Source organism: Acinetobacter sp. NCu2D-2 (genome assembly GCF_001647675.1).
In the GTDB taxonomy this organism is placed as follows: Bacteria; Pseudomonadota; Gammaproteobacteria; order Pseudomonadales; family Moraxellaceae; genus Acinetobacter.
This window is the reverse complement of the sequence record NZ_CP015594.1, coordinates 1,071,398-1,094,500: the sequence shown is the minus strand read 5'-3', so window position 1 is coordinate 1,094,500 and position 23,103 is coordinate 1,071,398. Positions and strand designations below refer to the sequence as shown.

The 23,103-nt window shown below is 39.5% G+C and carries 20 protein-coding genes and 1 pseudogene; 9 read left to right on the top strand and 12 right to left on the bottom strand.

What is annotated here, in order from left to right:
- Positions 1–8 precede the first annotated feature (8 nt).
- From A3K93_RS05100 to A3K93_RS05085, 4 genes are all read left to right on the top strand, one after another.
- Positions 9–851 (top strand): RNA methyltransferase, encoded by an 843-nt coding sequence (locus A3K93_RS05100; protein WP_067729515.1) that lies wholly within the window; start codon positions 9–11, stop codon positions 849–851.
- 5 nt (positions 852–856) lie between these two features.
- On the top strand, positions 857–1,666 hold the full coding sequence (cysE, locus tag A3K93_RS05095) for a serine O-acetyltransferase (protein ID WP_067729513.1): 810 nt from the start codon (positions 857–859) through the stop codon (positions 1,664–1,666).
- A 109-nt stretch (positions 1,667–1,775) separates the two neighbouring features.
- The gene (locus A3K93_RS05090; RefSeq protein WP_067729511.1) at positions 1,776–2,681 is read left to right on the top strand and encodes an ABUW_2363 family tetratricopeptide repeat lipoprotein; all 906 of its coding nucleotides are present in this window, start codon (positions 1,776–1,778) and stop codon (positions 2,679–2,681) included.
- Between the two features lie 113 nt (positions 2,682–2,794).
- On the top strand, positions 2,795–4,801 hold the full coding sequence (locus tag A3K93_RS05085) for an esterase/lipase family protein (protein WP_067729509.1): 2,007 nt from the start codon (positions 2,795–2,797) through the stop codon (positions 4,799–4,801).
- 39 nt (positions 4,802–4,840) lie between these two features.
- Here the strand turns inward: A3K93_RS05085 and A3K93_RS05080 are convergent, their stop codons facing one another.
- Entirely contained in the window at positions 4,841–5,602 is a 762-nt protein-coding gene (locus A3K93_RS05080; protein WP_067729507.1) for a TenA family transcriptional regulator, read from the bottom strand.
- Between the two features lie 324 nt (positions 5,603–5,926).
- On the opposite strand from A3K93_RS05080, the gene A3K93_RS05075 reads away from it, so the two are divergent.
- From A3K93_RS05075 to A3K93_RS05055, 5 genes are all read left to right on the top strand, one after another.
- Positions 5,927–7,162 carry a diguanylate cyclase gene (locus A3K93_RS05075; RefSeq protein WP_067729505.1) on the top strand — a complete coding sequence of 412 codons (1,236 nt, stop codon included), beginning with the start codon at positions 5,927–5,929 and terminating at the stop codon, positions 7,160–7,162.
- A 216-nt stretch (positions 7,163–7,378) separates the two neighbouring features.
- Complete coding sequence (mutS, locus tag A3K93_RS05070; RefSeq protein WP_067729503.1) at positions 7,379–10,000, top strand: DNA mismatch repair protein MutS; 2,622 nt, start codon at positions 7,379–7,381, stop codon at positions 9,998–10,000.
- A 214-nt stretch (positions 10,001–10,214) separates the two neighbouring features.
- Positions 10,215–10,538, top strand: a complete 324-nt coding sequence (gene fdxA, locus A3K93_RS05065) for a ferredoxin FdxA (RefSeq protein ID WP_067729501.1) — start codon at positions 10,215–10,217, stop codon at positions 10,536–10,538.
- A gap of 139 nt (positions 10,539–10,677) precedes the next feature.
- Positions 10,678–11,400 (top strand): D-Ala-D-Ala carboxypeptidase family metallohydrolase, encoded by a 723-nt coding sequence (locus A3K93_RS05060; RefSeq protein ID WP_067729499.1) that lies wholly within the window; start codon positions 10,678–10,680, stop codon positions 11,398–11,400.
- A gap of 133 nt (positions 11,401–11,533) precedes the next feature.
- Positions 11,534–12,199, top strand: a complete 666-nt coding sequence (locus A3K93_RS05055) for an O-methyltransferase (protein ID WP_067729498.1) — start codon at positions 11,534–11,536, stop codon at positions 12,197–12,199.
- A 152-nt stretch (positions 12,200–12,351) separates the two neighbouring features.
- Here A3K93_RS05055 and A3K93_RS05050 read toward each other — a convergent pair whose 3' ends face one another.
- The 11 genes and pseudogenes from A3K93_RS05050 to A3K93_RS05000 form a co-directional block, all read right to left on the bottom strand.
- On the bottom strand, positions 12,352–13,194 hold the full coding sequence (locus tag A3K93_RS05050; protein WP_067729497.1) for a universal stress protein: 843 nt from the start codon (positions 13,192–13,194) through the stop codon (positions 12,352–12,354).
- Positions 13,195–13,352: 158 nt separating this feature from the next.
- Positions 13,353–13,969 (bottom strand): annotated as a pseudogene (locus A3K93_RS05045) (DapH/DapD/GlmU-related protein).
- Positions 13,962–14,561 carry an IMPACT family protein gene (locus tag A3K93_RS05040; protein WP_067729496.1) on the bottom strand — a complete coding sequence of 200 codons (600 nt, stop codon included), beginning with the start codon at positions 14,559–14,561 and terminating at the stop codon, positions 13,962–13,964. Before A3K93_RS05040 ends, A3K93_RS05045 begins: the two are co-directional and overlap by 8 nt.
- Before the next feature lie 99 nt (positions 14,562–14,660).
- Complete coding sequence (locus A3K93_RS05035) at positions 14,661–15,848, bottom strand: HlyD family efflux transporter periplasmic adaptor subunit (protein WP_067729495.1); 1,188 nt, start codon at positions 15,846–15,848, stop codon at positions 14,661–14,663.
- Positions 15,845–17,983, bottom strand: a complete 2,139-nt coding sequence (locus A3K93_RS05030; protein WP_067729493.1) for a type I secretion system permease/ATPase — start codon at positions 17,981–17,983, stop codon at positions 15,845–15,847. The genes A3K93_RS05035 and A3K93_RS05030 overlap by 4 nt, the downstream gene beginning before the upstream one ends.
- Positions 17,980–19,524, bottom strand: a complete 1,545-nt coding sequence (locus A3K93_RS05025) for a TolC family outer membrane protein (protein WP_067729491.1) — start codon at positions 19,522–19,524, stop codon at positions 17,980–17,982. Before A3K93_RS05025 ends, A3K93_RS05030 begins: the two co-directional genes overlap by 4 nt.
- A 143-nt stretch (positions 19,525–19,667) precedes the next feature.
- The gene (gene lptB / locus A3K93_RS05020; RefSeq protein WP_067729489.1) at positions 19,668–20,408 is read right to left on the bottom strand and encodes an LPS export ABC transporter ATP-binding protein; all 741 of its coding nucleotides are present in this window, start codon (positions 20,406–20,408) and stop codon (positions 19,668–19,670) included.
- Positions 20,408–20,974: a lipopolysaccharide transport periplasmic protein LptA gene (gene lptA / locus A3K93_RS05015; RefSeq protein WP_067729487.1), complete on the bottom strand. Its 567-nt coding sequence runs from the start codon at positions 20,972–20,974 to the stop codon at positions 20,408–20,410. The genes lptB and lptA overlap by 1 nt, the downstream gene beginning before the upstream one ends.
- Complete coding sequence (gene lptC / locus A3K93_RS05010; RefSeq protein ID WP_067729485.1) at positions 20,958–21,506, bottom strand: LPS export ABC transporter periplasmic protein LptC; 549 nt, start codon at positions 21,504–21,506, stop codon at positions 20,958–20,960. The genes lptA and lptC overlap by 17 nt, the downstream gene beginning before the upstream one ends.
- A 32-nt stretch (positions 21,507–21,538) precedes the next feature.
- Positions 21,539–22,078 carry a KdsC family phosphatase gene (locus tag A3K93_RS05005; protein WP_067729483.1) on the bottom strand — a complete coding sequence of 180 codons (540 nt, stop codon included), beginning with the start codon at positions 22,076–22,078 and terminating at the stop codon, positions 21,539–21,541.
- A gap of 3 nt (positions 22,079–22,081) precedes the next feature.
- Positions 22,082–23,059, bottom strand: a complete 978-nt coding sequence (locus tag A3K93_RS05000) for a KpsF/GutQ family sugar-phosphate isomerase (RefSeq protein ID WP_067729481.1) — start codon at positions 23,057–23,059, stop codon at positions 22,082–22,084.
- Positions 23,060–23,103: the final 44 nt, after the last annotated feature.

The window sequence follows — 23,103 nt, the reverse complement described above, 5'->3', positions numbered from 1 at the left end:
GAAACATCATGAGTCAAATTGACAATGCTGCAGTTTCAGCACATCTCTCCCATGTGCGTATTGTCATGGTGAACACCACTTTACCTGCAAACATTGGTAGCGCTTTACGTGCGATGAAAACGATGGGGCTTTCTAAGCTCGTATTGGTTGCACCGAAAACTTACCCTCATCCAGATATTGATGCCCTCGCTGCAGGTGCAACTGATTTAATCGATCAGATTGAAATCGTGGATACGCTTGAAGAAGCGATTAAAGACTGTCAAATCGTGTTTGGTACCAGTGCACGTAGCCGTACTATTCCTTGGCCTTTACTTGATGTTCGTCCTGCTGCTGAAAAAGCCTTAAGCTCAGTTGCGGTAGATCAACAAGAAGTTGCGATTTTATTCGGTCGCGAAGACCGTGGTTTAACCAATGAAGAATTGGCAATGGCCAACTATCATTTAACCATTCCGGTCAATAGCGATTACGGCGTACTTAACGTTGCTCAAGCAATTCAAGTAATTTGCTATGAATTACGTATGGCTGCGATGGAGCATGTAGAACATCCGCAAGATCCAAAAGCGACCATGCAAGTAATTGATGGCGTTGAAATGGAATGGGATGAACCATTGGTGACCCATGAGCAAATGGAACAGTTCTACCCGCATTTGGAAAAAATGTTGGCAGAAATTGAATTTATGGATCCAAAAAATCCACGATTATTGCCATTACGCTTGCGTCGCTTATTCGGACGTATACAATTAGATCGTATGGAATATCATTTACTTCGTGGTATTTTCAGTCGTGTCCAAGCCCTCAATAACGGTACATGGCAAAAATCATCTGATACATCTACTCAGAACAAGGATTAAATCTAATGCTAAAACAGCTCAAAGAGGATATTCAAGCTGTCTTTGCGCGCGATCCTGCTGCACGCAATACCTTAGAAGTCTTAACTACATATCCTGGCATCCATGCACTTATTATGCATCGTGTTGCACATGAATTATGGAATAAAGACTGTAAAGGCACAGCTCGCGCATTATCCTCATTTAGCCGTTTTGCAACAGGTATTGAAATTCACCCCGGCGCCAAAATTGGTCGTCGTTTTTTCATCGATCACGGCATGGGTGTTGTCATTGGTGAAACTGCTGAAATTGGCGACGATGTTACCCTTTACCACGGTGTTACCCTAGGTGGCACAACTTGGAACAAAGGCAAACGTCATCCAACTTTGGAAGATGGCGTGGTGGTTGGCGCAGGTGCAAAAATCCTTGGTCCTTTTACTGTCGGCAAAAATGCCAAAGTTGGCTCAAATGCCGTAGTGACGAAACCTGTTCCTGCCAATACGACTGCTGTGGGTAACCCTGCGCGCTTTATCACTAAAGATAAATCGACTGAGGATGCTGAAACACGTCGTCGCGACTATGCACAAAGTATCGGTTTCCAACCTTATGCAGCAACTGAAGATCAATCAGATCCGATTCTGGAAGGTATGCGCATTTTACTCGATCGTATTCAGCAAAATGAAAAACGTATGAATACCTTGTGCAATCGCTTGTCTTTACTTGATCCTACTTTCAAGAAAAATAAAGCGGAGACACAGCCTTTTAGTAAAGAAGAACTGAAAATCTTAGACGAAGCGCGTCGTGAATGCGAAGCGCAAACCAGTCAGTCCAAAGCTTGATCAAACTGACTTCAATATGTAACACGCTGATACTTGCATGTTGGTATTAACTTTTTTAGACTGACCAACATGCAATTTTTTTAGAAAATAACACAAATGGACGGACATCATGACATTTAAGCCATTGGCACTTGCTATTTTAGCACTCGGTATTACAGCTTGTTCAACGACACCAAAACACAATAACCAATCTAAAGATGCAATGATCTTCCAAGAGCCTGAGCTCACTGCACCTTTCTATGCGTTAAACCCATTTAACTATAATGAACCACCTGAATTTGAAGTGCACTTACAAAAAGCTGCAGCTCAACCGGTAACTAAAATGGTGGTGAATCGTAGTGATGATCCAAGTAAAAAACTTACTCTTGATGTCAATAAACTGATTATTCCTACAGTGACTAGCAATACACGTTCAGTACGTTATGCTGCTCTTGCAGGCGACAACGAAATTGACATCACGGAAATTGATGAGTTTTTACAACTTGTTGAAGGTAAAGCACGTCACTACCCACCTCGTTTTACTGAACGTCAAGAACGTAAAGGTTTCGAAGCAAAACTTAAAGAAGTGACTCAACAACTAGATACTCTTGCAGCACCAACGAATGCATCATTTGATATTCTTGTTCGTGCATTTAAAGCAAGTGTGATGGCACGTAATCTTGATTTAGGTTCTGTCTATACCACTAAATCTTTAAATTATGCACAGCGTATTCTTAAAATTAACAAAGATGATGCTGAAGTCAACTTCTGGTTTGGTTTTGGTTTATCTGAAGGCGGTGGTCAACGTGAAGCCATTCCTTATTTAGACAAAGCAATGAAAGCGGGTGTTCAGGAAGCATACCTTTCTGCAACCAACAACTACATTGCGATGGAAAATAAGAAAAATGCCATCCAGACTTTGAAAAACTATAAGGTGAAATATCCACAAGAAGCTGAAGTTGCAGACCGTTTAATTCAAGAAATTGAAAAACAAGGTCGCTGGAATGTTTGGCAAGTAATGACACCGAAAAAGTAATCCCGAGCATTTGCTTAAAATTACAAATTAGACTGCTTCGGCAGTCTTTTTTAATATATAAATATAAGTAAAATATGAAAATTAATCTGAATGAATTGAGCAGTAGAATTTTTATGCAGAATAAAATAAATAAAGCATGGGTCATATGCTCTTTACTATTGATGACCTCACTGAGTGGTTGTCAGGTGGTCAGTGTTAAAAAACAAGCCATCAATGTCAGTATCAGCAATGAGCGTGACAGTATTTTAACCCGCGATAAACTCAGTGAAGCCAGCTTAAATGTACTGTCAATGACAGGACGTGAAGCCAAAAATTGTATGGACCAACCTGCTCAATGTGTTGAAGAGCTTCGAAAAATCCCTCAGATTTTAGATGAACAGTTATATTCTGCTTCAAGTGAACTGTTTTTAGCTAAATCACTCGAATTAGCGAAATCTTCTGACTGTAAACCAGGGATTTTAAACAAAACCCAATCTGAAGAAAAAAAACAATTACAAAAGAAAAATCAGGAAAAATGTATCGATCAACAATTAGCAATGCTCGATCAAAGTATTCGCTATAGTTACGCCTATTTGTTTAAAACCCAGCGTGCACCGCAAGATCGGATTTTTGACAACCGACAAGTTCAGATTCGTGATTTTTATAATTTAGCCATTGCACATCTGATTCATGCCTATGATGAGCGTCATCAGAGTCATGAAGCCAGTCGACAGCTTAAAATTGTTGACAGTACTTACCATCTTAATTTTGACCATTACCCTCAAGTCAAAGACAAAAAGATGGAACAACTGGTTTCGACCTATAATATGAACTTCTCAGGCTTACGTTCGATTACCCGTCGTGATGGTTTTGGCTCAGAGTTTTTAGTAGTTCTGCCTGAAGACAAAAGTAATGCTGCACTTAAATCCAAATATATTGTCGATCCTCTCAACTATAAATATCCAAATAATATCAACCCCAATATCCATGATGCGCGCTATCTCGCTGCAACAATTACAGCACAGCCACAAAATGAAAAAACCATTGATGACATCTTAAAATCCAAAGATTTTCATCTACACCTGTATGATCCCTACAAAAATGAAAATGTACGTGTCGCAGGCAAGCAATACCCGCTGGCAGCAAATTTCTCGGCACCGTATGGACTATGGCTTGCTGAAAATAACCTTGGGCGTTCTGCTTACTTAAGTTTGATCGACCGTGATGATCATGTGTTGATGCCGCATCTTTATATGCTGGAACCATTTAACCCCAATAAAAAAGTCATTGTATTGGTACATGGTCTTGCCAGCAGCCCAGAAGCTTGGATTCGTTTAACCAACGATGTCATGGGTGACCCAATTCTTCGTGAGCATTACCAAGTATGGCAAGTGTTCTACTCGACAAACATGCCAATTTTAGAAAGTCGTTTTCAAATTTACAGTATTGTGAAACAAGCATTTGGACAGGTTGCAGGTCAGTCAACTGCTGCAAAAGATGCTGTTATTATTGGGCATAGTATGGGTGGGATTATTTCAAGACTTTTAGTGAGTCAGGCGGATCTAACGCAAGATGCTGAGAAATTAATTAATAATCGTCGCCTAGATCAATTTAAAAATAATCCACTGTTTAAAGCTCGCTTAAATATCCAACCTGTGCCTAATTTTAGTCGTGGTATTTTCTTAGCTTCACCACATCGTGGAACGGATTATGCAGATCGCTGGTTTACCCTTGCTGCACGTAAAATCATTAAATTACCAGGTGCTTTTTTAGGTGCATTTGCAGATACTTTGCAAGGTGATATTAAGCTGGATGATTTCGTCAAAGAATTGGGACATGGAATGGTTCAAAATGGTCCAAGTGATTTATCCAAGAACTCCAAATTTACTATGCTCACTCGAGATGTCGTACCCTATAAAGGCTTTAAATTCCACTCTGTCATGGGCAATACCACAGGTTTAGATGATATTAATGTCATGACGGATGACATTGTGCCGTACAAGAGTGCTCACTTAGACGGCGCAATTTCAGAAAAAATCATCAAAGGCGGACATTCGATACAAGAAACACCTGAAGCCATTTTAGAATTACGTCGAATTCTGCGATTACATCTTGTCGAATTAGGTTTGTATAAACCTTAAATACAAATAAAAAACAGCTGAGAAATCTCAGCTGTTTTTTTAAATCGCTTTTTTATAATTGCTTTGCATTTTAAGGCATTCGTCTAAAGCAAGCTCGTAATACGCCAGCCCCGTTTTCGCTGCATGAAATGCTTTTTTCTGAAGCTCAGTATTATCCCCACAAAGTCGTTTAATCAGTTCCATGGCTTCATAAGGATGTAAATCATCATAATGTGCATGTGCACGCAGCCATGCTAAAGTTCGTTTATCTACATTAACTTCTGGGTGAAGCTTATATTTTTCAATACCTGCGTATACTTGGCAACTCCAATCACCTGTCGCCCACTCAATCGCTAAATTGGTCGCAGCTAAACATTCCACCAAGCTACCACGCGTATTAATGTTCCATAAGAAATGATTTACAGCATTCATGGCAGGCGGCGGCTCAATTTCATCTAAACTTTGCACATCTACACCAAAGCCTGCAGCCCAATCGCGATACCAATCCAAATGACGTTCTTCCACTTTAATATTTTGGATTAACCAATCTCGCGTTTCAGTTACACCTGGTAAATGGAAAGCGGTAGCTTTTGACAATGCGAGCCCCATGTAGGATGGAAAATGAGCAACCAGTGGATAAAAGTTGGTTAAGGCATAACGAAAGCTTTCAACACTTAAACTCCCATCTGCCATGGCTTTAAAAAATGGATGCTGGCTAATACGATCCTTACTCGGTGTAAGATCATCCCAAAATTTCTGCGACCATGCTTCATGTGCAGTGATTTCTAAGACTTTTTCGTATCTATTTTTTAGTTGCGTCATTTTTATTACCCACCCATCTCGCAATTATTTAAATTAATGAGTACATCACGGTATTAATATTTCTTTTTAATTTTTACTTTATAACTTTTTAATCATCATCCATATATTTTTATATAGCAAATTAAATAATATTAAAAAATGTAATTGCTTATTTTATTGTTTTCTTATTCACATAATTTTGAATATATTTTATAGATCGATACAATTTTATCATTTTGTTACTTGAGCATTTTTAATAGTTTATGCTAAATAAATATAAACACATTAATAGAATTTATTAATTCATTCTATTATAAATTATAAATTATTAAATATGGCTTAAGCATGAAATTAGTCGGCTCAAGAGTTATAAGTCGTGAAAAAGTAAATGCTCTTATTGTGAGAGGGTTGAATTACGTTCATTTCAGCGCTGAACTTGAGTCTATTTATCGCACCCAATATAAAGAAGAAGCGGCATATGAATTTCGTTTTCGTGGCCTTATTATTCTTATTCTTTATTTATTCTTAAGTTATGGTATTTATATCACCATTCCTGACTCGGACGTGGTCGTACAATGGCTAAGTTTATATGCATGGGTCGGTATTATTATTTTAATCGCATGGATTATGTCCTTCATTAAAAGGATTAACCAATATTTTGATCTTTATACCACCCTTGGCTCTATGTTGGCTGTTGCCATTTCATTTGTCGTGATTCCTATTATTGGATTACAACAAGAAAATGCGCTGCTTCATGCCGCCATGATGTATGCCGTCGTGATTATTTATAGCTTTGTCGGTATGCGCTTTTATAATGCCATTATTGCTGGTTGGTGTGGCGGGCTTATTGGCTATTTGGTGGCTTCAAGATTAAATTATGACATTGATTGGACTTTCTTAAACCGTACTTATACCTTTAGCAGTTTTCTCGGTATGTCTATTGCCTATGCAATTGACCGACAACATCGGGAAAACTATTTACAAAATTGCATTATTGAACTCAATAAAAATGAATTAACCGAACAAGCCTTGGAACTCGAACGTTTAAGCCAAGTCGATGCATTAACAGGGCTTGCGAATCGACGTTATTTGGATTATCGACTAGATCAGCAATGGCGTTTTGCACTCAGACATCAAACACCGCTGAGTATTATGATGGTCGATATTGATTATTTTAAAAATTATAACGATCACTTTGGACATGTGACTGGTGATCAATGCTTACAAATTATCGCTGATCATCTAAAAGTCGTGACATCCAGAAGCTATGAATTGGCAGCCCGCTACGGGGGTGAAGAATTTTTATTAATGTTCCCAGAAATTGATGAACACCAAATTGAATTAATTGCTGAAATTCTGATTCAACAAATTAATGAAATGGCTCTTCCCCATCCTTCAAGTTTGGTCGCCCCACATGTCACCATTAGTATTGGTTGCGCTACCATTATTCCAACTGCGCAAGACAAGCTAAATACGTTTATTCGTAAGGCAGATGAAGCGCTATATCAAGCCAAGCTTATGGGGCGTAATCGCTATCACAATGCATCAGCCACCATACTTAAAAATATTCAAGTGCTTTAATCCTATAAAAGGTGTCACTCCCAATTTATTCATGTGATTTGATCTATAAATTTTGTTCTTTATAAAAATGAATTTTGATAGACTTAAAACCATTATTTTTCTCTTTCAAGAATAGCGTGAACTCAATCAATCTGTGCATAAATTCATAATATAGATGATGTCCATATCACGCTGCCAGCACGCTATTCTTTGCTTTCAATTAAGGATTTTTCTTCAATGACCAGTTCTGAAGTTATGACTGATCTTTCATCTCTTACACCGATGATGCAGCAATATATGTCAGTCAAAATGCAACATCCACATTCGATGATGTTTTATCGTATGGGTGACTTTTATGAACTATTTTTTGAAGATGCACATAAAGCTGCAAAATTATTAGGCATTACTTTAACCCATCGTGGCAAAGCGCATGATCAACCCATTCCAATGGCAGGCGTACCCTATCATGCTGCTGAAGGTTATTTAGCACGTTTAGTCAAACGTGGCGAAACTGTGGTGATATGTGAACAAATTGGAGAAGTCACAGGAAAAGGGCCTGTTGAACGTGGTGTGGTACGTATCGTAACACCCGGTACTTTAACTGATGATGCACTATTGGGTGCACATCAATCTTCAAACTTGGTTTCATTATGTTTACAACATGATCAAATCGGGATTGCACTTCTCGATCTAAGTGCAGGGATCTTTAAAGTTCAGCAACAAAAATATGATCTGAACCAACTGATGATCGAACTTGGTCGTTTGATGCCAAGCGAAATTGTAATTGATGAAAACTTAAATGACACCGCCTTAACAGATCTATTAAAACAACAACTTGAAGTCCCAATCACACGTCGTCCCAATGTGGATTTCAATTTAAATAATGCGCAAAAGACCCTTTGTGACCAATTTGCTATCAGCACATTATCTGGCTTTGGGATTGATCATCTGCCTTTAGCGAAAGCTGCCGCTGCGGCATTAATTCACTATGCGAAAGATACGCAAAAATCCGCTCTACCGCATATTCGAACCATTAAGCTTGAGCAAAGCTCAGAATTTATTGCGCTTGACCCAGTAACACGTCGTAATTTAGAAATTATTGATCCCTTGTTTGAACATGGCACTTCGCTTTTCCAACTAATCAATGATTGCCAAACAGCTATGGGCGGCCGTTTGCTCAGTCGTACATTGATGCAGCCTTTACGTGATACTGCCATTTTAGATGCACGTCTAGACGCTATCCAAGCCTTCATTGATGGCTTCCATGAAGCTCCTGTCCGTTTGGTCTTGAAAGAAATTAGTGATATTGAACGTGTACTCAGTCGTGTGGCTTTAGGTAGTGCCCGTCCACGAGATTTAGTTCAACTGCGTCAGGCATGTGCGCAAATTCCATTTCTAAGACATGCTTTAAAACCCATTATCAGTCAAAACCAATCGACTTTATTGACGCAGCTCAATGAAGAATTGGGTGATTTCCATGGACTACATGCACATTTAATGGCAGCAATCGTAGAAAATCCACCCGTACTTTTACGTGATGGCAATGTCATCGCTGAAGGTTTCGATAGTGAATTAGATGAACTACGCCAAATTCGTGATCACGCAGGACAATTCTTAATCGATCTTGAAATTAAAGAGCGTGAACAAACCGGTATTTCTACTTTAAAAATTGGTTATAACCGTGTCAGCGGCTACTATATCGAGTTAAGCCGTGCTCAGTCTGAACAAGCACCAGATCATTATATTCGCCGTCAAACATTAAAAAATGCCGAAAGGTACATTACACCTGAACTTAAAGCCTTTGAAGATAAAGTACTTTCAAGCGAATCACGTGCATTGGCGCGAGAAAAAATGCTGTTTGAAGTATTACTGAATGAACTCCGTGCAGATATTGCAAATCTGCAAATGATGAGCTCAGCGATCGCACACATTGATATGTTGGCTAATTTTGCCCATCAAGCCCGTCTTAAGAATTGGGCACGTCCAAGTTTTAGCCCTGATATTGGGGTGCATATTCAAGCCGGTCGCCACCCTGTGGTGGAATCTTTAAGCAAAACTGCATTTACCCCAAATGACACTTTACTTGACTATAATCATCGTATGGCGATTATTACCGGTCCAAATATGGGCGGTAAATCAACCTTTATGCGTCAAACTGCGTTGATTGCTCTCTTGGCGTATAGCGGATCATATGTGCCAGCAAAATCTGCTACTTTAGGTCCAATTGACCGTATTTTTACCCGTATTGGTTCAGCAGATGACTTATCTACTGGTAAATCAACCTTTATGGTGGAAATGACCGAGACCTCTCAAATTTTGCACCATGCGAGCAATCAATCCTTAGTGTTGATGGATGAAGTGGGTCGTGGTACCAGTACTTACGATGGTCTATCGTTGGCGTGGGCCTGCGTACTCGACTTAACTAAACGTATTCAATGTTTATGTCTGTTTGCGACCCATTACTTTGAATTAACAGAATTAGACAAAGAAGTCGGCATTGATAATTACCATGTAACGGCCAAAGAACTGAACGGCAACTTAATTTTGCTGCATAAAGTTCAAAAAGGTCCCGCAAGTCAAAGTCATGGCTTACAAGTTGCTAAACTTGCCGGTATTCCAGATGCCGTGATTCAAGATGCTCAAAAACGTCTAGCAATTTTGGAAAAACAGCAAAACCAAGTGAAAACACCACGTATCCAAGACGATTTATTTGCTCAGCCTGAAATTCAGGTTGTAGAGAAAATTGTCGAAGTGCCACAAAAATCTAAAGCTATTGATCTGTTAAGCAATATGGATGTCGATAATCTAAGTCCACGTGAAGCACTGCAACAGCTTTATGCATTAAAAGATCTGCTCTAAAAAGGCACCCCACATCATCAAATACAGGTCAAAATGAAGGCTTGTATTTGATGATGATTCTCATTACTCTAGAATCATTCAAAATGAGCAGTTTTTTTCAAAAATAACAGCCCTGTATATAATAAATATCAATAAAAGGAATTGTTAGTTACCTACTTTTTTGCCTAAAATACAGCATTCGTTATTAGAACCATATTTTTAGGTAGCTGTCGCCATGACCTTCGTTGTCACTGAAAACTGTATTAAATGTAAATACCAAGACTGTGTTGAAGTTTGCCCAGTAGATTGTTTCTATGAAGGTCCTAACTTCCTTGTGATTAATCCAGACGAATGTATTGACTGTGCGCTATGCGAACCTGAGTGCCCTGCTAATGCTATTTTCTCTGAAGATGAACTGCCTGAAGGTCAAGAAGTCTTTATTGAACTCAATGCTGAATTATCACAAAAATGGCCGAACATCACACAAATTGGTGATCAACCTGCCGACCGTGAAGAATGGAACGGTAAAACTGATAAATTACAATACTTAGAAAAGTAATTTATCTAGACTTTAAAAAAGATCAGCTTAGCCTGATCTTTTTTTATACCAACCAAACACATTTCATTGCAAAAATTCCCCATTTTCTTCGCAAATATAGACTAAAATAGTTAAAGTGTATAAATAATTGATTTCTATAATGAAGCATTTTTTTAAGGGATTACTCAGCTGCTTGGTAATCCCTGCTGTTTTGGTGGGTTGTTCCAGCAGCCCTAAGAAACCAGGACAAAGTATCACCACGCTAGATGGTAAACGCATCTATATTCCGCAAGAATCGGTTTACTACGACCGTAAAGTCGCGCCAAAAACTGTTCCTTATGCCTATACCAACTGGACTTCAATGATTGGAAACCTTTCACGTGTACGTGAATATGAGGTCTTTCTAGAAAAGAATGGTGTGGGTCATATCATTCCTAGTTTTGAACTCTTAAGAACTGCGCGAGATTGGCAACGCTGTGGGCGTTCACAATATATGGTGCCAAATCAGGAACTATGGAAAAACCAGATTCCAACTTTACGTGTGTTTAAATATTTAGTCGCAGCAAAAATTTTAACTGACTTTGAAGTAACCTCAGTATACCGTGACTTACCTTTAAACCAATGTGCGGGTGGCGCAAGTTCTTCACGCCATTTATATAATTCTGCGATTGATTTTCGTATTGGTCCAGCCAATCCTCAACCAGAAGATTATGCATATATCGAAAATACCAAATTCCGTTTGTGCCAATTCTGGATGCAATATGGTCAAAGTCTAAATATGGGCTTAGGTCTTTATGCAACAGGTCAAATCCATATCGATACTCAAGGCTATCGAACTTGGGGACCTGATTTGAGCCGAAGAAGCTCAATGTGTAATTACTAAAGAATGACAATTACATTACAATGGACAAGTTTTCTGTTGTAATGTATAAATTTTCAGCACATATAGAACAATAAATTGCGCAATTAGCGGAAAGGTTTAAAATGCACCCATCGTAAATAAGGTGCTTAAAACTATGCAACAAATGTGGACAGACATTGACAGCTACATTGATTCACATTTAATTCCTGAAGATCAAATTCTTACTCAGACCCTCGAAAATACGGCGAATCATGGTTTTCCAGATCATTTAGCGGTAGCACCTAATCAGGGTATGTTGTTACAGATGCTGATCCAAATGAATCACTGTAAACGCGTGTTAGAGCTCGGTACATTTGCAGCATATAGTACGATGTGGCTGGCGCGTGCCCTTCCTAAAGATGGTTATATCTTAACCATTGAGGGTCGTGATACTCACGCTGCAATGGGTCAGGAAAATATTGATCGTGCCAATCTGGAGCAAACTGTTGAGCTAAAAGTAGGTCGTGCAGCTGACGTGTTAAGAGCATTACCTGAGGATACAGAAGCATTCGACTTTATCTTTATTGATGCTGACAAACAAAGCTATCCTGAGTATTTAGAGCTTGCTTTAGGACTTTCACATTCTGGAACTATTATCTTCTTAGACAATGTGATCCGCGCAGGTGAAATCATTAATCCTGAAAATAAAAAGCCAAGTATTGAAGGTATTCGCGGGATGTTTGAAGCACTTCAAGACCATCCTAAGATCCTTTCTTGTACAGCTTTACAGACTGTAGGCAGCAAAGGTCATGATGGTTTTGCATTGGCAATCGTTAAGTAATCTTATTTGTATAAAAAGCAATCTATAATATATTTTAAATAAAAAACATATACTTATATAATTTAAACACAGAGTTATCCACAATTTATGAGGATAACTCTGATTATTTTTAAATCAATTTTAGTCAAATTTTATCTAACTCAAGTTTTACTTTATTTAGCAACCAAGAGTGGCACTTTTGATTTCCTGAAAATCGTTGTTGCAATGCTACCCAAGAAGAATTGTTTGATTTTACTGTGACTAAATGCACCAAGCACAATCAATTGTATTCCCTGTTCTTGCTGATAAGACAGAATATTTTCTGCAGGGTCACCATAACGATATTCAGGAATGACATCGAGACCCGCCTGAGTTAAATATTGCAAAGGCTCTTGTAAGATTTCCTTATGATCACCCACATACAACAAGTGGCACTGTAATAAACGTAATAGATCACTTTCCGCAATACGTTTCATCATCTTCACACAGGTTGGTGAATATTCATAAGCAAAAATGAAACGTGTTGGTGGCTTAAAGGTATCGCCAACGGTCATCACCGTGCAATTTGCACCACGAATAAAGTTTTCGACATTGGTACCAATGGCTTTATTCTTTTCTGCAGAACGTTCACCCACGCGACCAATCACAACAATATCATCAGGCTGAATTAACTGAAAACTTTGCTCGAGAAAATCGCCTTTTTCCTGCAAATGTGTGGTTTCTAGACCATATTTATCAAGAATTCGTTCAGAAATATGCTTCAATAAATTATTACTATAATCGAGTGCGATTTCACTTTGTTTTTGCTCTAATTCTGCAAGCTCTTTGAGCAACATGGCATTACTTTCAAAGCCGATCACACCGCTAATTTCACCCAAGTGATAACTAGCAGGATAGTAATCGAGTACTTGTAAAAGTACCAACTCACGATTAGTTTGTTTCGCAACCCACGCAGCGGCTTCAGCCAAGGCTTGAATACATGGCGAAGAATCAATACAGGCAATGACACGTTTCATGTTAGCCTCACTTTTATAATTAAAATTGTGCTTATTTTTAAACTTATCACAAGGACTTAGAGAAATGGAATAGATTCTGTAGCCGATCTTGTAGATTATGTTATTTTTACGCTAAAGATGAGCCATCCTTTGCTCATCTTATTCAAATGAAAATAGTTTTATTCACGATATCGGATAAATTTTGCGGGATTCCCCCAACAATCATTCTTTCTCCAATATCTTTGGTCACCATACTATTCATACCTACAATGGCTTGGTCGGCAATTTTAACCCCATCTTTAATACCCACATGCGCACCCAGCCAAACATCTCGTCCAATCTCAATTCCTTGCGATCTGACAGGTTGTTTATAAATCGCTTCATCTAATGCCATACCGTGATCAAAGGCATAAAGATGACAATACGCCGCGATACGTACCTGATCATTTAATTTAATCCCTGCACGCCCACCATCTAAAATACAGTGATGGTTAATTGCAACTTCATGACCAATCTCAAGTGGTCCATGTAGCGTACAATCTGCTGCAATAAAACAATTATCACCAATGGTAATTTTGCGACCCGGCTCAGCAAAGATATGCGCTAAAGGCGAAATAAAACAGTTTTTGCCAATTTCTACAGTTTCCATTTCACGCAAATAATCTTGATATTCTTGTTGCCACTGGTCAGCCCATACTCGATTTTTAGGTTTTAATGACCAATATAGCCAAGGCATATAATTTAAACGATGCTTATGTTGTTCACGATATTTAAGTAATGGATCTTGTTCAGTCATCTTGTGGCTCTTCAACAATTATTAAACGTTCACGTCCACGACTTACATCTTGAACTTTGAGTGCAAAGGGTTGGATTTGATGTGTTTGCATTTGCGCTTCTACAGATACCCCATCAGCTTGATACGTTTCTGTATATTCAATACCTTGCTGATTCAATTCATATTGAAAAATTGCCCATTCATTAAAAAGGCAATGGAATTTCACTTTCTGCTTTTCTATCAGCTCAATTTTCTCAGCCAAAAGTAAGCATTGCCCTGCACAACCGCCATATGCACGGACAAGACCACCTGTACCGAGTTTAATACCACCATACCATCGGTTGACTAATACGAGTACATTAGTTAGTTCATTACCTTCAATGGTGGCTAAAATAGGACGACCTGCGGTACCTGATGGCTCACCATCATCATTAAATCGAACCTGATGACCGATTTTCCATGCCCAACATTGATGGGTGGTACTAATATCTTTATAAGCTTCTAAAAAATCTTTAACGTCCTGCTCATTTTCTACAGGAACTGCAAATGCCTGAAATCGACTTTTCTTAATGTCTTCTTCATAACTGACCAAACTTGAAATCGTAAATGGCATGGGATATTAAATTACAAATAAATCTTTTGAATTATAGCGTGTTTTACTCGCAGACATAAAAAAGCCCCGCATTTATCGGGGCTTTTTAACATGATCCAATTAACGTTCACGTAGTGCTTCTTTGGCTTTGTTAAACGGTTTGATTAAGTAATCCAATACGGTTTTTTCACCTGTACGAATATCTACCGTTGCCACCATACCCGGTGTGATATTAAATTCCTCACCCGCTTTATTGCGTAATTTGTCGCTATCAGTACGGATATAAGCACGATAGTAGAACTGATCTTGTTTCACTTCATCACGTAAAGTATCCGGTGAAATCACAGTCACCTTACCTTTTAAGCCACCATAAATTGAATAATCATAGGCTGTGATTTTTACCAATGCTTCTTGATCCGGACGAATAAACGCAATATCTCGCGGTGAAATACGTGCTTCAACCAATAGCTTTTCATCAAGCGGAACGATGGTCATAATTTTACCGTTTTGCGGTACCACACCACCTAAGGTCATCACATCAATTTCTTTCACCACACCACGTACAGGTGACTTAAATACAGTACGACTTAAAGTATCTGATTTACCCCGAACCACTTGTTGTTGTGTCCCAACATCCGTATTGGCTTTCGACAATTCTTCACGAGATTTGACATAGTATTGGTTACGAATGTCATTCATTTGATTACGAAGTTCATTGGCCTGACGTTTTAAACGTAGCACCTCTACCTCACTCGCAGCACCTTTAGCTACCAGTGGTTCCGTCATCTCAAGTTCTTGTTGAACCAAAACCAAAGCCTGTTTTAAACCTGCCAATGATTCTTCTAAGTTTGCACGACGAGATTGGTAAAGAGCCGTTTCTTCTGCGACCAGTTTCGGATCTTTTAACACTTCAGGTGGGAACACCAATGGTGTACCGTTGACTTCAGCTTTTAATCGCGCAGCGGTCGCTCGAGATGAAATCAAAAGTGATTCTGACTCACCCACGTTAGACTCTAAACGCGTAGGATCAAGCTGTGCAAGGGTTTGACCTTGTTCCACAATTTGACCTTCTTTGACATTGAGCTTGGTTAAAATCCCGCCTTCCAAAGACTGAATCACCTGCTCTTTTGAAGATGGAATGACTTTACCTGTACCGGTAGAGACTTCCTCAAGCTTAAATAACCATGCCCATGCCAATAAAATCAGTAATCCGATACCAATGATCCAAATGATCAAGCTTGCTTTAGGTAATGGTGGCTCATGAAACTTCAGTTTGCTCGAACGTTTTAATTCTTGTTGATCACTCATCCGTTTGCTCCAACTGCACGTTTCGCTCCACCTTGTGACTGATTTAGAATTTGATCACGTGGTCCATCCATCACAATTTTACCGTCATTGACCACTATGATACGGTCAACCAACTCCAATACTGCACGGCGATGGGTTGCAACTACCATCGTACGATTGGTTAAGTAGCCTTTGAGATGATCGATTAATTGTTTTTCAGAAACATCATCAATAGCTGCTGTTGGTTCATCTAACAATAAAATTTTTGGCTTACGGATCAAAAGTCGTGCAAGTAACAGTGCCTGACGTTGACCACCCGAGAAACCTACACCGCCCTCAAGAATAATATGATCTAAACCTTCTTTTTTCTCTTGAACAAATGCGATTGCACCGGTGATTTGCAAAGCTTCTAAAATTTGCTGATCGGTTGCTAGTGCTGCACCTAAAGTCAGGTTCTCACGAATCGTACCGTAGAACAGATGCGCATTTTGATTGAGTAAGCCCATATCGCGACGCACATCAGATGGGTCGATCAAACTCATGTCAATCCCATCGAGCTTGACTTTACCTTGTACTGGGGTTTGCATGCCTGAAAGTAACTGTAAAAGTGTCGATTTACCTGCACCATTACGACCTAAAATCGCAATTTTTTCACCATGTTTGATTTCCAATTTTGGAATTACAACACTTGGTTTTGGATCATCTTCACCGTATTTGAATACCACACCGCTTAACTCATAATCACCATTTAAAGCAGGACGATGAATTAAGTGAGAGTAGTCAGGCTGATCCACAGGCTTTTTCATCAGCTCATCTAGACCATTTTTAGCAACTTTAGCTTGCTGCAAACGTCCTAAAACGCCTGTGATTTGTGAAATAGGCGCTAACATACGTGAAGAGAGAATAGAACAAGCCACAAGTGAACCCGTGGTCATATCCCCATCCATGACTGCAAATGCACCGACAAGTACCACAATCGCAAAGGTTAAACCTTGAATTTTTTGCGTCCATGCCGTCATCAAGCCCACAATTTTACGTTGTTGCATGCTGACATCAGCAGACACTTCATTCATGTGGTTCCATTGGTTTTGGAAGCGTGATTCAGCACGTAATAACTTGATGTCTTCAATACCTTGAACAGATTCAACCAAAAGCGCATTACGAATCGAAGATTCACGCATACCTAATTGTGCGAGTTCTGCAAGTTTTTTCTGTGCCAAAATCCCAGGCAAAATCATCAATGGCACGACCAACACCATGACCCAGAACAGATGACCACCAATCAACCAGAAAATGCCTAAGAACAGGAAAAAGAATGGTAAATCGGCAATCGCAGTGACTGTGGTTGAGGTCACCAATTCACGTACACCTTCAAGTTCACGAATTTGTGAAATAAAGGTACCTGTCGATTTAGAACGTTCTTTGTTTTTAATTCGCAATGCGTGACCAAATACACGATCAGAAATTTTTAAATCCGCTCGTTTACCAATAATGTCCGACAAATAAATACGAGAGACACGTAAAGTAAACTCAAAGATTGCAGCAATGAGTACCCCCCCGGCCAAGACCCAAAGTGTGGAAACAGATTGAGATGGAACGACACGGTCATAGACGTTCATTGAAAAGACAATGGTTGCCAATGCCAGAATGTTTGCAATCAGTGATGCAAACATGACGTCGATATAACGCTTCCAGTCATTCAGAACAATCGACCAGAACCAGTTTTTCTCGTAAGGTTTGATATATTCATCAATACGTGCATCAGGCACCGATGATTCAGGACGTAAAATATAAAGATGTTTTGCACCTTGTTTTAAACGCTCCAAATCGAAGACTTGTGACAGACCTTCATCACCGCTGAGCTGAACGCTGGCATTGCCTTCATTATCGATGCGATCAATCACACCGACTTCACCATTTTCAAATTCAACCAATAATGGTAAGCGCCATGGATTCAGCATAGCGGCATCAAATGGACTTTTACGGACATTTAAACCAATCTGACGTGTCACCACATTGAGCAGTTCATCAATATTTTCGTGTTGATTCCAATCCAACTGTAAACGAATACGCTCTTCAGACGGTTCTATCCGATAATGTTTGGCAATATTCAGAACCGCTTGAAGCCACGGCTGATAATTTAAGGTATTACTCATGGCTGAACTTCAAACCCCTGAATAGAAATACGGTTAAGATCATAGGTATCACGTGAACGTCCAGTAACCTGAACGTATTGCACTAAAGATGAATAAATATCGTAGCGTGCAGATTCGATTTCCTGTGCCGCGCTATGAATGGCTTGTTCGGCATTCAACAGGTCGACAACAGTACGTGTACCTAATTTATATTGTTCTTGATAAAGCTCTTTGGTACGCACAGTTGTTTGACGGCGCTGTGAAAGAATATCCATTTGTTTTTGTTTATTTTCAATATCTTCGCGGATTAAACGTACTTGATCAAGTACATCCAAATAAGCGGTATTGACTTGTGCCCGTGCAGCTTCTTCTGCATAGCTGGCTGCACGTGTTTGCGAGCGTGATGCACCGCCTTGATACAGATTACTATTCGCTTCAATCATGATCGAATTATATAATCCATCATCTTCATTGTTATTTGGGTTACGTCCATTGATCGCTTGGCTGACACTGCCTTTGATATTGATGGTTGGCATGGCAGAGAGTCGAGCCTGATCTTTTTGCAAACGCGCCACATCTACACCAGATTGTGCCAGCATTAATGAAGGAATCTTACTAAAGTTCGGTTCTTCATAGAGATGAGCATTTTCCACTAAGCTAATGGGTAAATCCCATTCCACATTGGAAACATCAAAACCGAGTAAAGTGCGTAAACGTTGTTGATATTGTCGAAGCTGAGTTTGCTGAACAATCAAGTTACTTTCAGCCGCTTCTAAATTTGATTGCGCTTGAATTGGATCGGCCTGACTACTAATCCCCGCCTTTGCACGTAGATTGGCAATTTCCGCAATTCTTGCGATACCCGCAATTTGTTGACGGGCAATTTTGGTGATTTCCTGATAGCGCTTAATATTGACGATGGCATTAGCCACATCGAAAGCAATATCATCTAAAGCCACTAAAACACGTGCTTGCTCTTGTTGCAATTTCGCTTCTTCAATATTGACGCTGGTTTTCACCTTGCCAAAATCGTACAGCATTTGCGTCGCATTCAGTGAAACAAGCTGACGACCACGCTCGCCTTTGGTTAAATCTGCTGTACCCACACCACCCGAAATTTGCGGATAGTAAGCAGCTTTAGCCACATCAATATTTGCCATCTGTGAGGACAAGCTGGAAATACTTTGGGTGATTTCAGGACGACGTTGTACGGCAATATGGACAGCTTGGTTTAAATCGAGCTTAGATGAAGTGCCCATCGTATTTGACATCGATGCATTTTGATTCTGCTGTTGTACAAATCCCACGCGTGGTAATTCTTGCACTTTAGAAGTATCGAGCTGGTAATTACTTAGTTCACTAATATCAATTTTATATCCTGACCTTGTCGGTTCAGGTGCTATAAATCTACCAATACCGTTTTTGATATTTTCAAAATAACTTTTAGGATTTTCAGCATGCACTAATGACATTTGCAAAGGCAATAACAGTAAAATAAATGCCTGTTTGGCTCTTTTTGAATGCCTGTTTCGATGTTGAAAATGATGTGCTCTTAATAGCATGGTTATTATGTTTCGTATTTTTTAACTAACAATATATCAAAAACATATTAAAAATTATTCACTTTTAAGATGTTAATGACGAAAAAATCCCACAAACCTAAACAGAAGTCTAAGTTGTGGGTATCGAAGAAAATCAAAACAGCTTAAACCGTAAAATCATCACCAAGATAAACTCTACGCACTGTTTCATTTTCTAGAATCTCATGTGGTGCGCCTTCTGCAATTACCGAGCCTTCACTCACGATGTAAGCATGCTCACAAATAGCTAAGGTTTCACGCACATTATGGTCGGTAATTAAAACACCAATACCACGATCTTTTAAGGTGGTGATAATGTCTTTAATATCACCCACCGAAATTGGATCGACCCCAGCAAAAGGTTCATCCAATAGCATGAATTTCGGATCTGCAGCTAACGCACGGGCAATCTCAGCACGACGGCGTTCACCACCCGACACACTCATACCGAGTGAATCTTTAATATGGGTGATTTTAAAATCGGCTAAAAGTTCAGTTAAGCGCTGCTGACGCTGTGCTTTATTTAAATCTTTGCGCGTTTCAAGAATCGCCATGATATTTTCAGAAATGGTTAATTTTCTAAAAATAGAAGCTTCTTGTGGTAGATAACCAATACCCTTACGTGCACGTTCATGCATAGCAAGGTCGGATAAATCTAGATCATCAAGATAAATCTCCCCTTTATCCATACGTACAAGCCCTACAACCATATAGAAACTTGTGGTTTTACCTGCACCATTTGGACCGAGTAAACCGACAATTTGTCCGCTTTGCATGCTAAATGAAACATCTTTGACCACCCAACGTTTGTTGTAGTTTTTGGCCAGATGTTTAATACATAAAGTCTGTACTTGTGACTGATCCATTAATCACGTACTCCAGGGAATGATTTAGAGCTTGATGGCGGAATCACAATTTTTACACGACCAGTAGATGAACCAGTTTTATTCGGTGTACCTGTTGCTTCAATATCACCCTTGTTCATACTGTACTTCAAGGTATTACCACGAATACTTGCGCCATCTTGTTCTAAGAAAGCATTACCAGACAAGGTAATAATGCCTGTTTCTGCATTATAAACAATCTTTTGAGCCTGACCTTTGGCTAAACCTTTGGCAGCATCGGTTTTCTGTTGAAAACGCGCTGGACTACCTGAAGCCGTGATATTACTGATTTCTTTTTTCGAGTTTAAGTTCGCGACAATTGATGCCGCTTGCAGCTTCATTGTCCCTTGCTCAATGATGACATTACCAGAATAGGTAGTTACACCCGTGCGTTCATTAAATGTCGCGCGGTCTGCAACCAAAGTGATTGGCTGCTGACGATCGGATGGAATTGCATAAGCAGGTACAATGGCAAAGCCACATGCCGTGACAAGTGCCATACGCTGAAGGAAAGTTTTAGTCAGCATTGATTTAAGAGTTAGGTTCATACTTTCCTCGAATATTTGTAAACTCATATTGGCCTTCATTTAAATTCGCTTTAAGACCTTGGCTTACAAATTCAGCTTGTGGAGATTCTACGTTCACTGTTTTATCTGTGATAATTTCACGTGTTTTAGGATAAGCAGTCAATTCGGTTGTCTGGAACTTTAATTGCCCATTTTGCATTAATTTTGTGGCGATAACATGTTGAGAAAGTACGACTTTTGTATTGTCATCATAGCCGTTCGCTTGTTTGGCTAAAAATGTCGCATCCACTTTATTATTCGCATATGTAGACGCATTTAAATTGGTCAATTTTGTGGTTTTCTTTTGCATATCTTGCTCAAGCCCATCAACTTGAGCACGAATATACAACTGCCCTTGCTCATCTGTTTGGGTTAACTGAATTTGCTTGGCAGAATAGGTCATGCTGCGTGCTGAATCAGCATCAAGTTTATTGCCTTTACCACTGAAATAGTAATAACCACCACTTACAGATGCGATCACAATCGCAGTGATATATAAAACTTTTGTATCCATAAGCGGTGTACTAATTCCAACGGTTTAAAATATTAATAAGGCGTACGCGTATATTTTTCAAGTAACTCTTCGTACTTACCTTTTGCCATAAGCAACATGTCACAGATCTCACGTACTGCACCACGACCGCCCATTGCCTGAGTGACTAAATCGGCACGGCGACGTACTTCAACATGACCATTTGGCACAGTTACTTTCATCCCTGCAATGGCAAATGCAGAAAGATCAGGCCAATCGTCACCCATATATAGGCAATCTTCAGGCTCAAGGTTTAACTCTGCACATGCTTCACGCAGTGCAACACCTTTATCTTCACGGCCTTGATAAACCAAATCTACACCAAGTGCTGACATACGTTTATCAACAATATTGCTCTTACGACCTGTGATGATAATGACTTTAAGACCCGCTTGCTGAACCAGTTTCATCCCCAGTCCATCACGAATATCAAAGGATTTAAGTTCATCCCCTGTATTGGTCAATGTCACAAAACCATCACTTAAAATACCATCGACATCAAGCACTAACGCTTCAATATGACGTGCTTGTTCCAATAAAACGTAAGATGCCATGAATTAATTTACCCCAGCTTGAATCAGATCATGCATACTGATTACACCAATCACTTTATTGGCATCATCAACAACTACAAATTGTGAAATTTTTCTCGCGTTCATACGCTCTAATGCTTCCACAGCACGGGCTTCTTGCGAAATGGTTTGTGGATTTTTTACCATGACTTCTTCAATAGCCAAATTCACATCAAAACCTTGCTGTTTATCAATCAAACGACGCAAATCACCATCAGTGAAAATACCCAGTAAAACATCATTGTCATCCACAATTGTGGTGAGACCTAAACGCTTATTGGAAATCTCATAAAGCACTTGATTCATTGGTGTTTGAGGAGAAACTTTTGGTAAATCTTCGCCGGTATGCATTAAATGTTTCACATGCAAAAGTAAACGTTTGCCGAGTGCGCCCGCAGGATGAGAGCGTGCAAAGTCATCTGAAGTAAAACCACGGGCATCTAAAAGTGCAACCGCCAAAGCATCACCTAAGGCCAATGTTGCTGTCGTACTTGATGTTGGTGCAAGACCGAGTGGACAAGCTTCTTGGATATTTCCTAAAGTTAATGCAACGTCAGCATTTTGTGGCATAGGACCACGGTCATCACCTGTAATGGTAATTAAAGGAATACCCAAATGCTTCACCAATGGCATCAGCATCATAATTTCATCACTCTTACCGGAGTTTGAAATTGCGATAAGCACATCACCTTTCACCAGCATACCCAAGTCGCCATGCCCCGCTTCACCCGGATGCATAAAGAAGGAAGGTGTCCCCGTCGATGCAAAGGTAGCTGCCATTTTGCGGCCAATGTGCCCAGATTTTCCCATACCAGTCACGACTAAACGACCTTTTGCCTCAAGAATAATCTTGCAAGCTTGAGTGAATCGCTCATCAATCTGAGTAGCAAGAATCTGTAGCGCATGTTCTTCTATACGCAATGTTTCTAGCGCGACTTTTTGAAAATCAACTTGATTCGACATATTTTGATTCAAAGTCTATGTACCTTTGCTAAGACAGAGAAAAA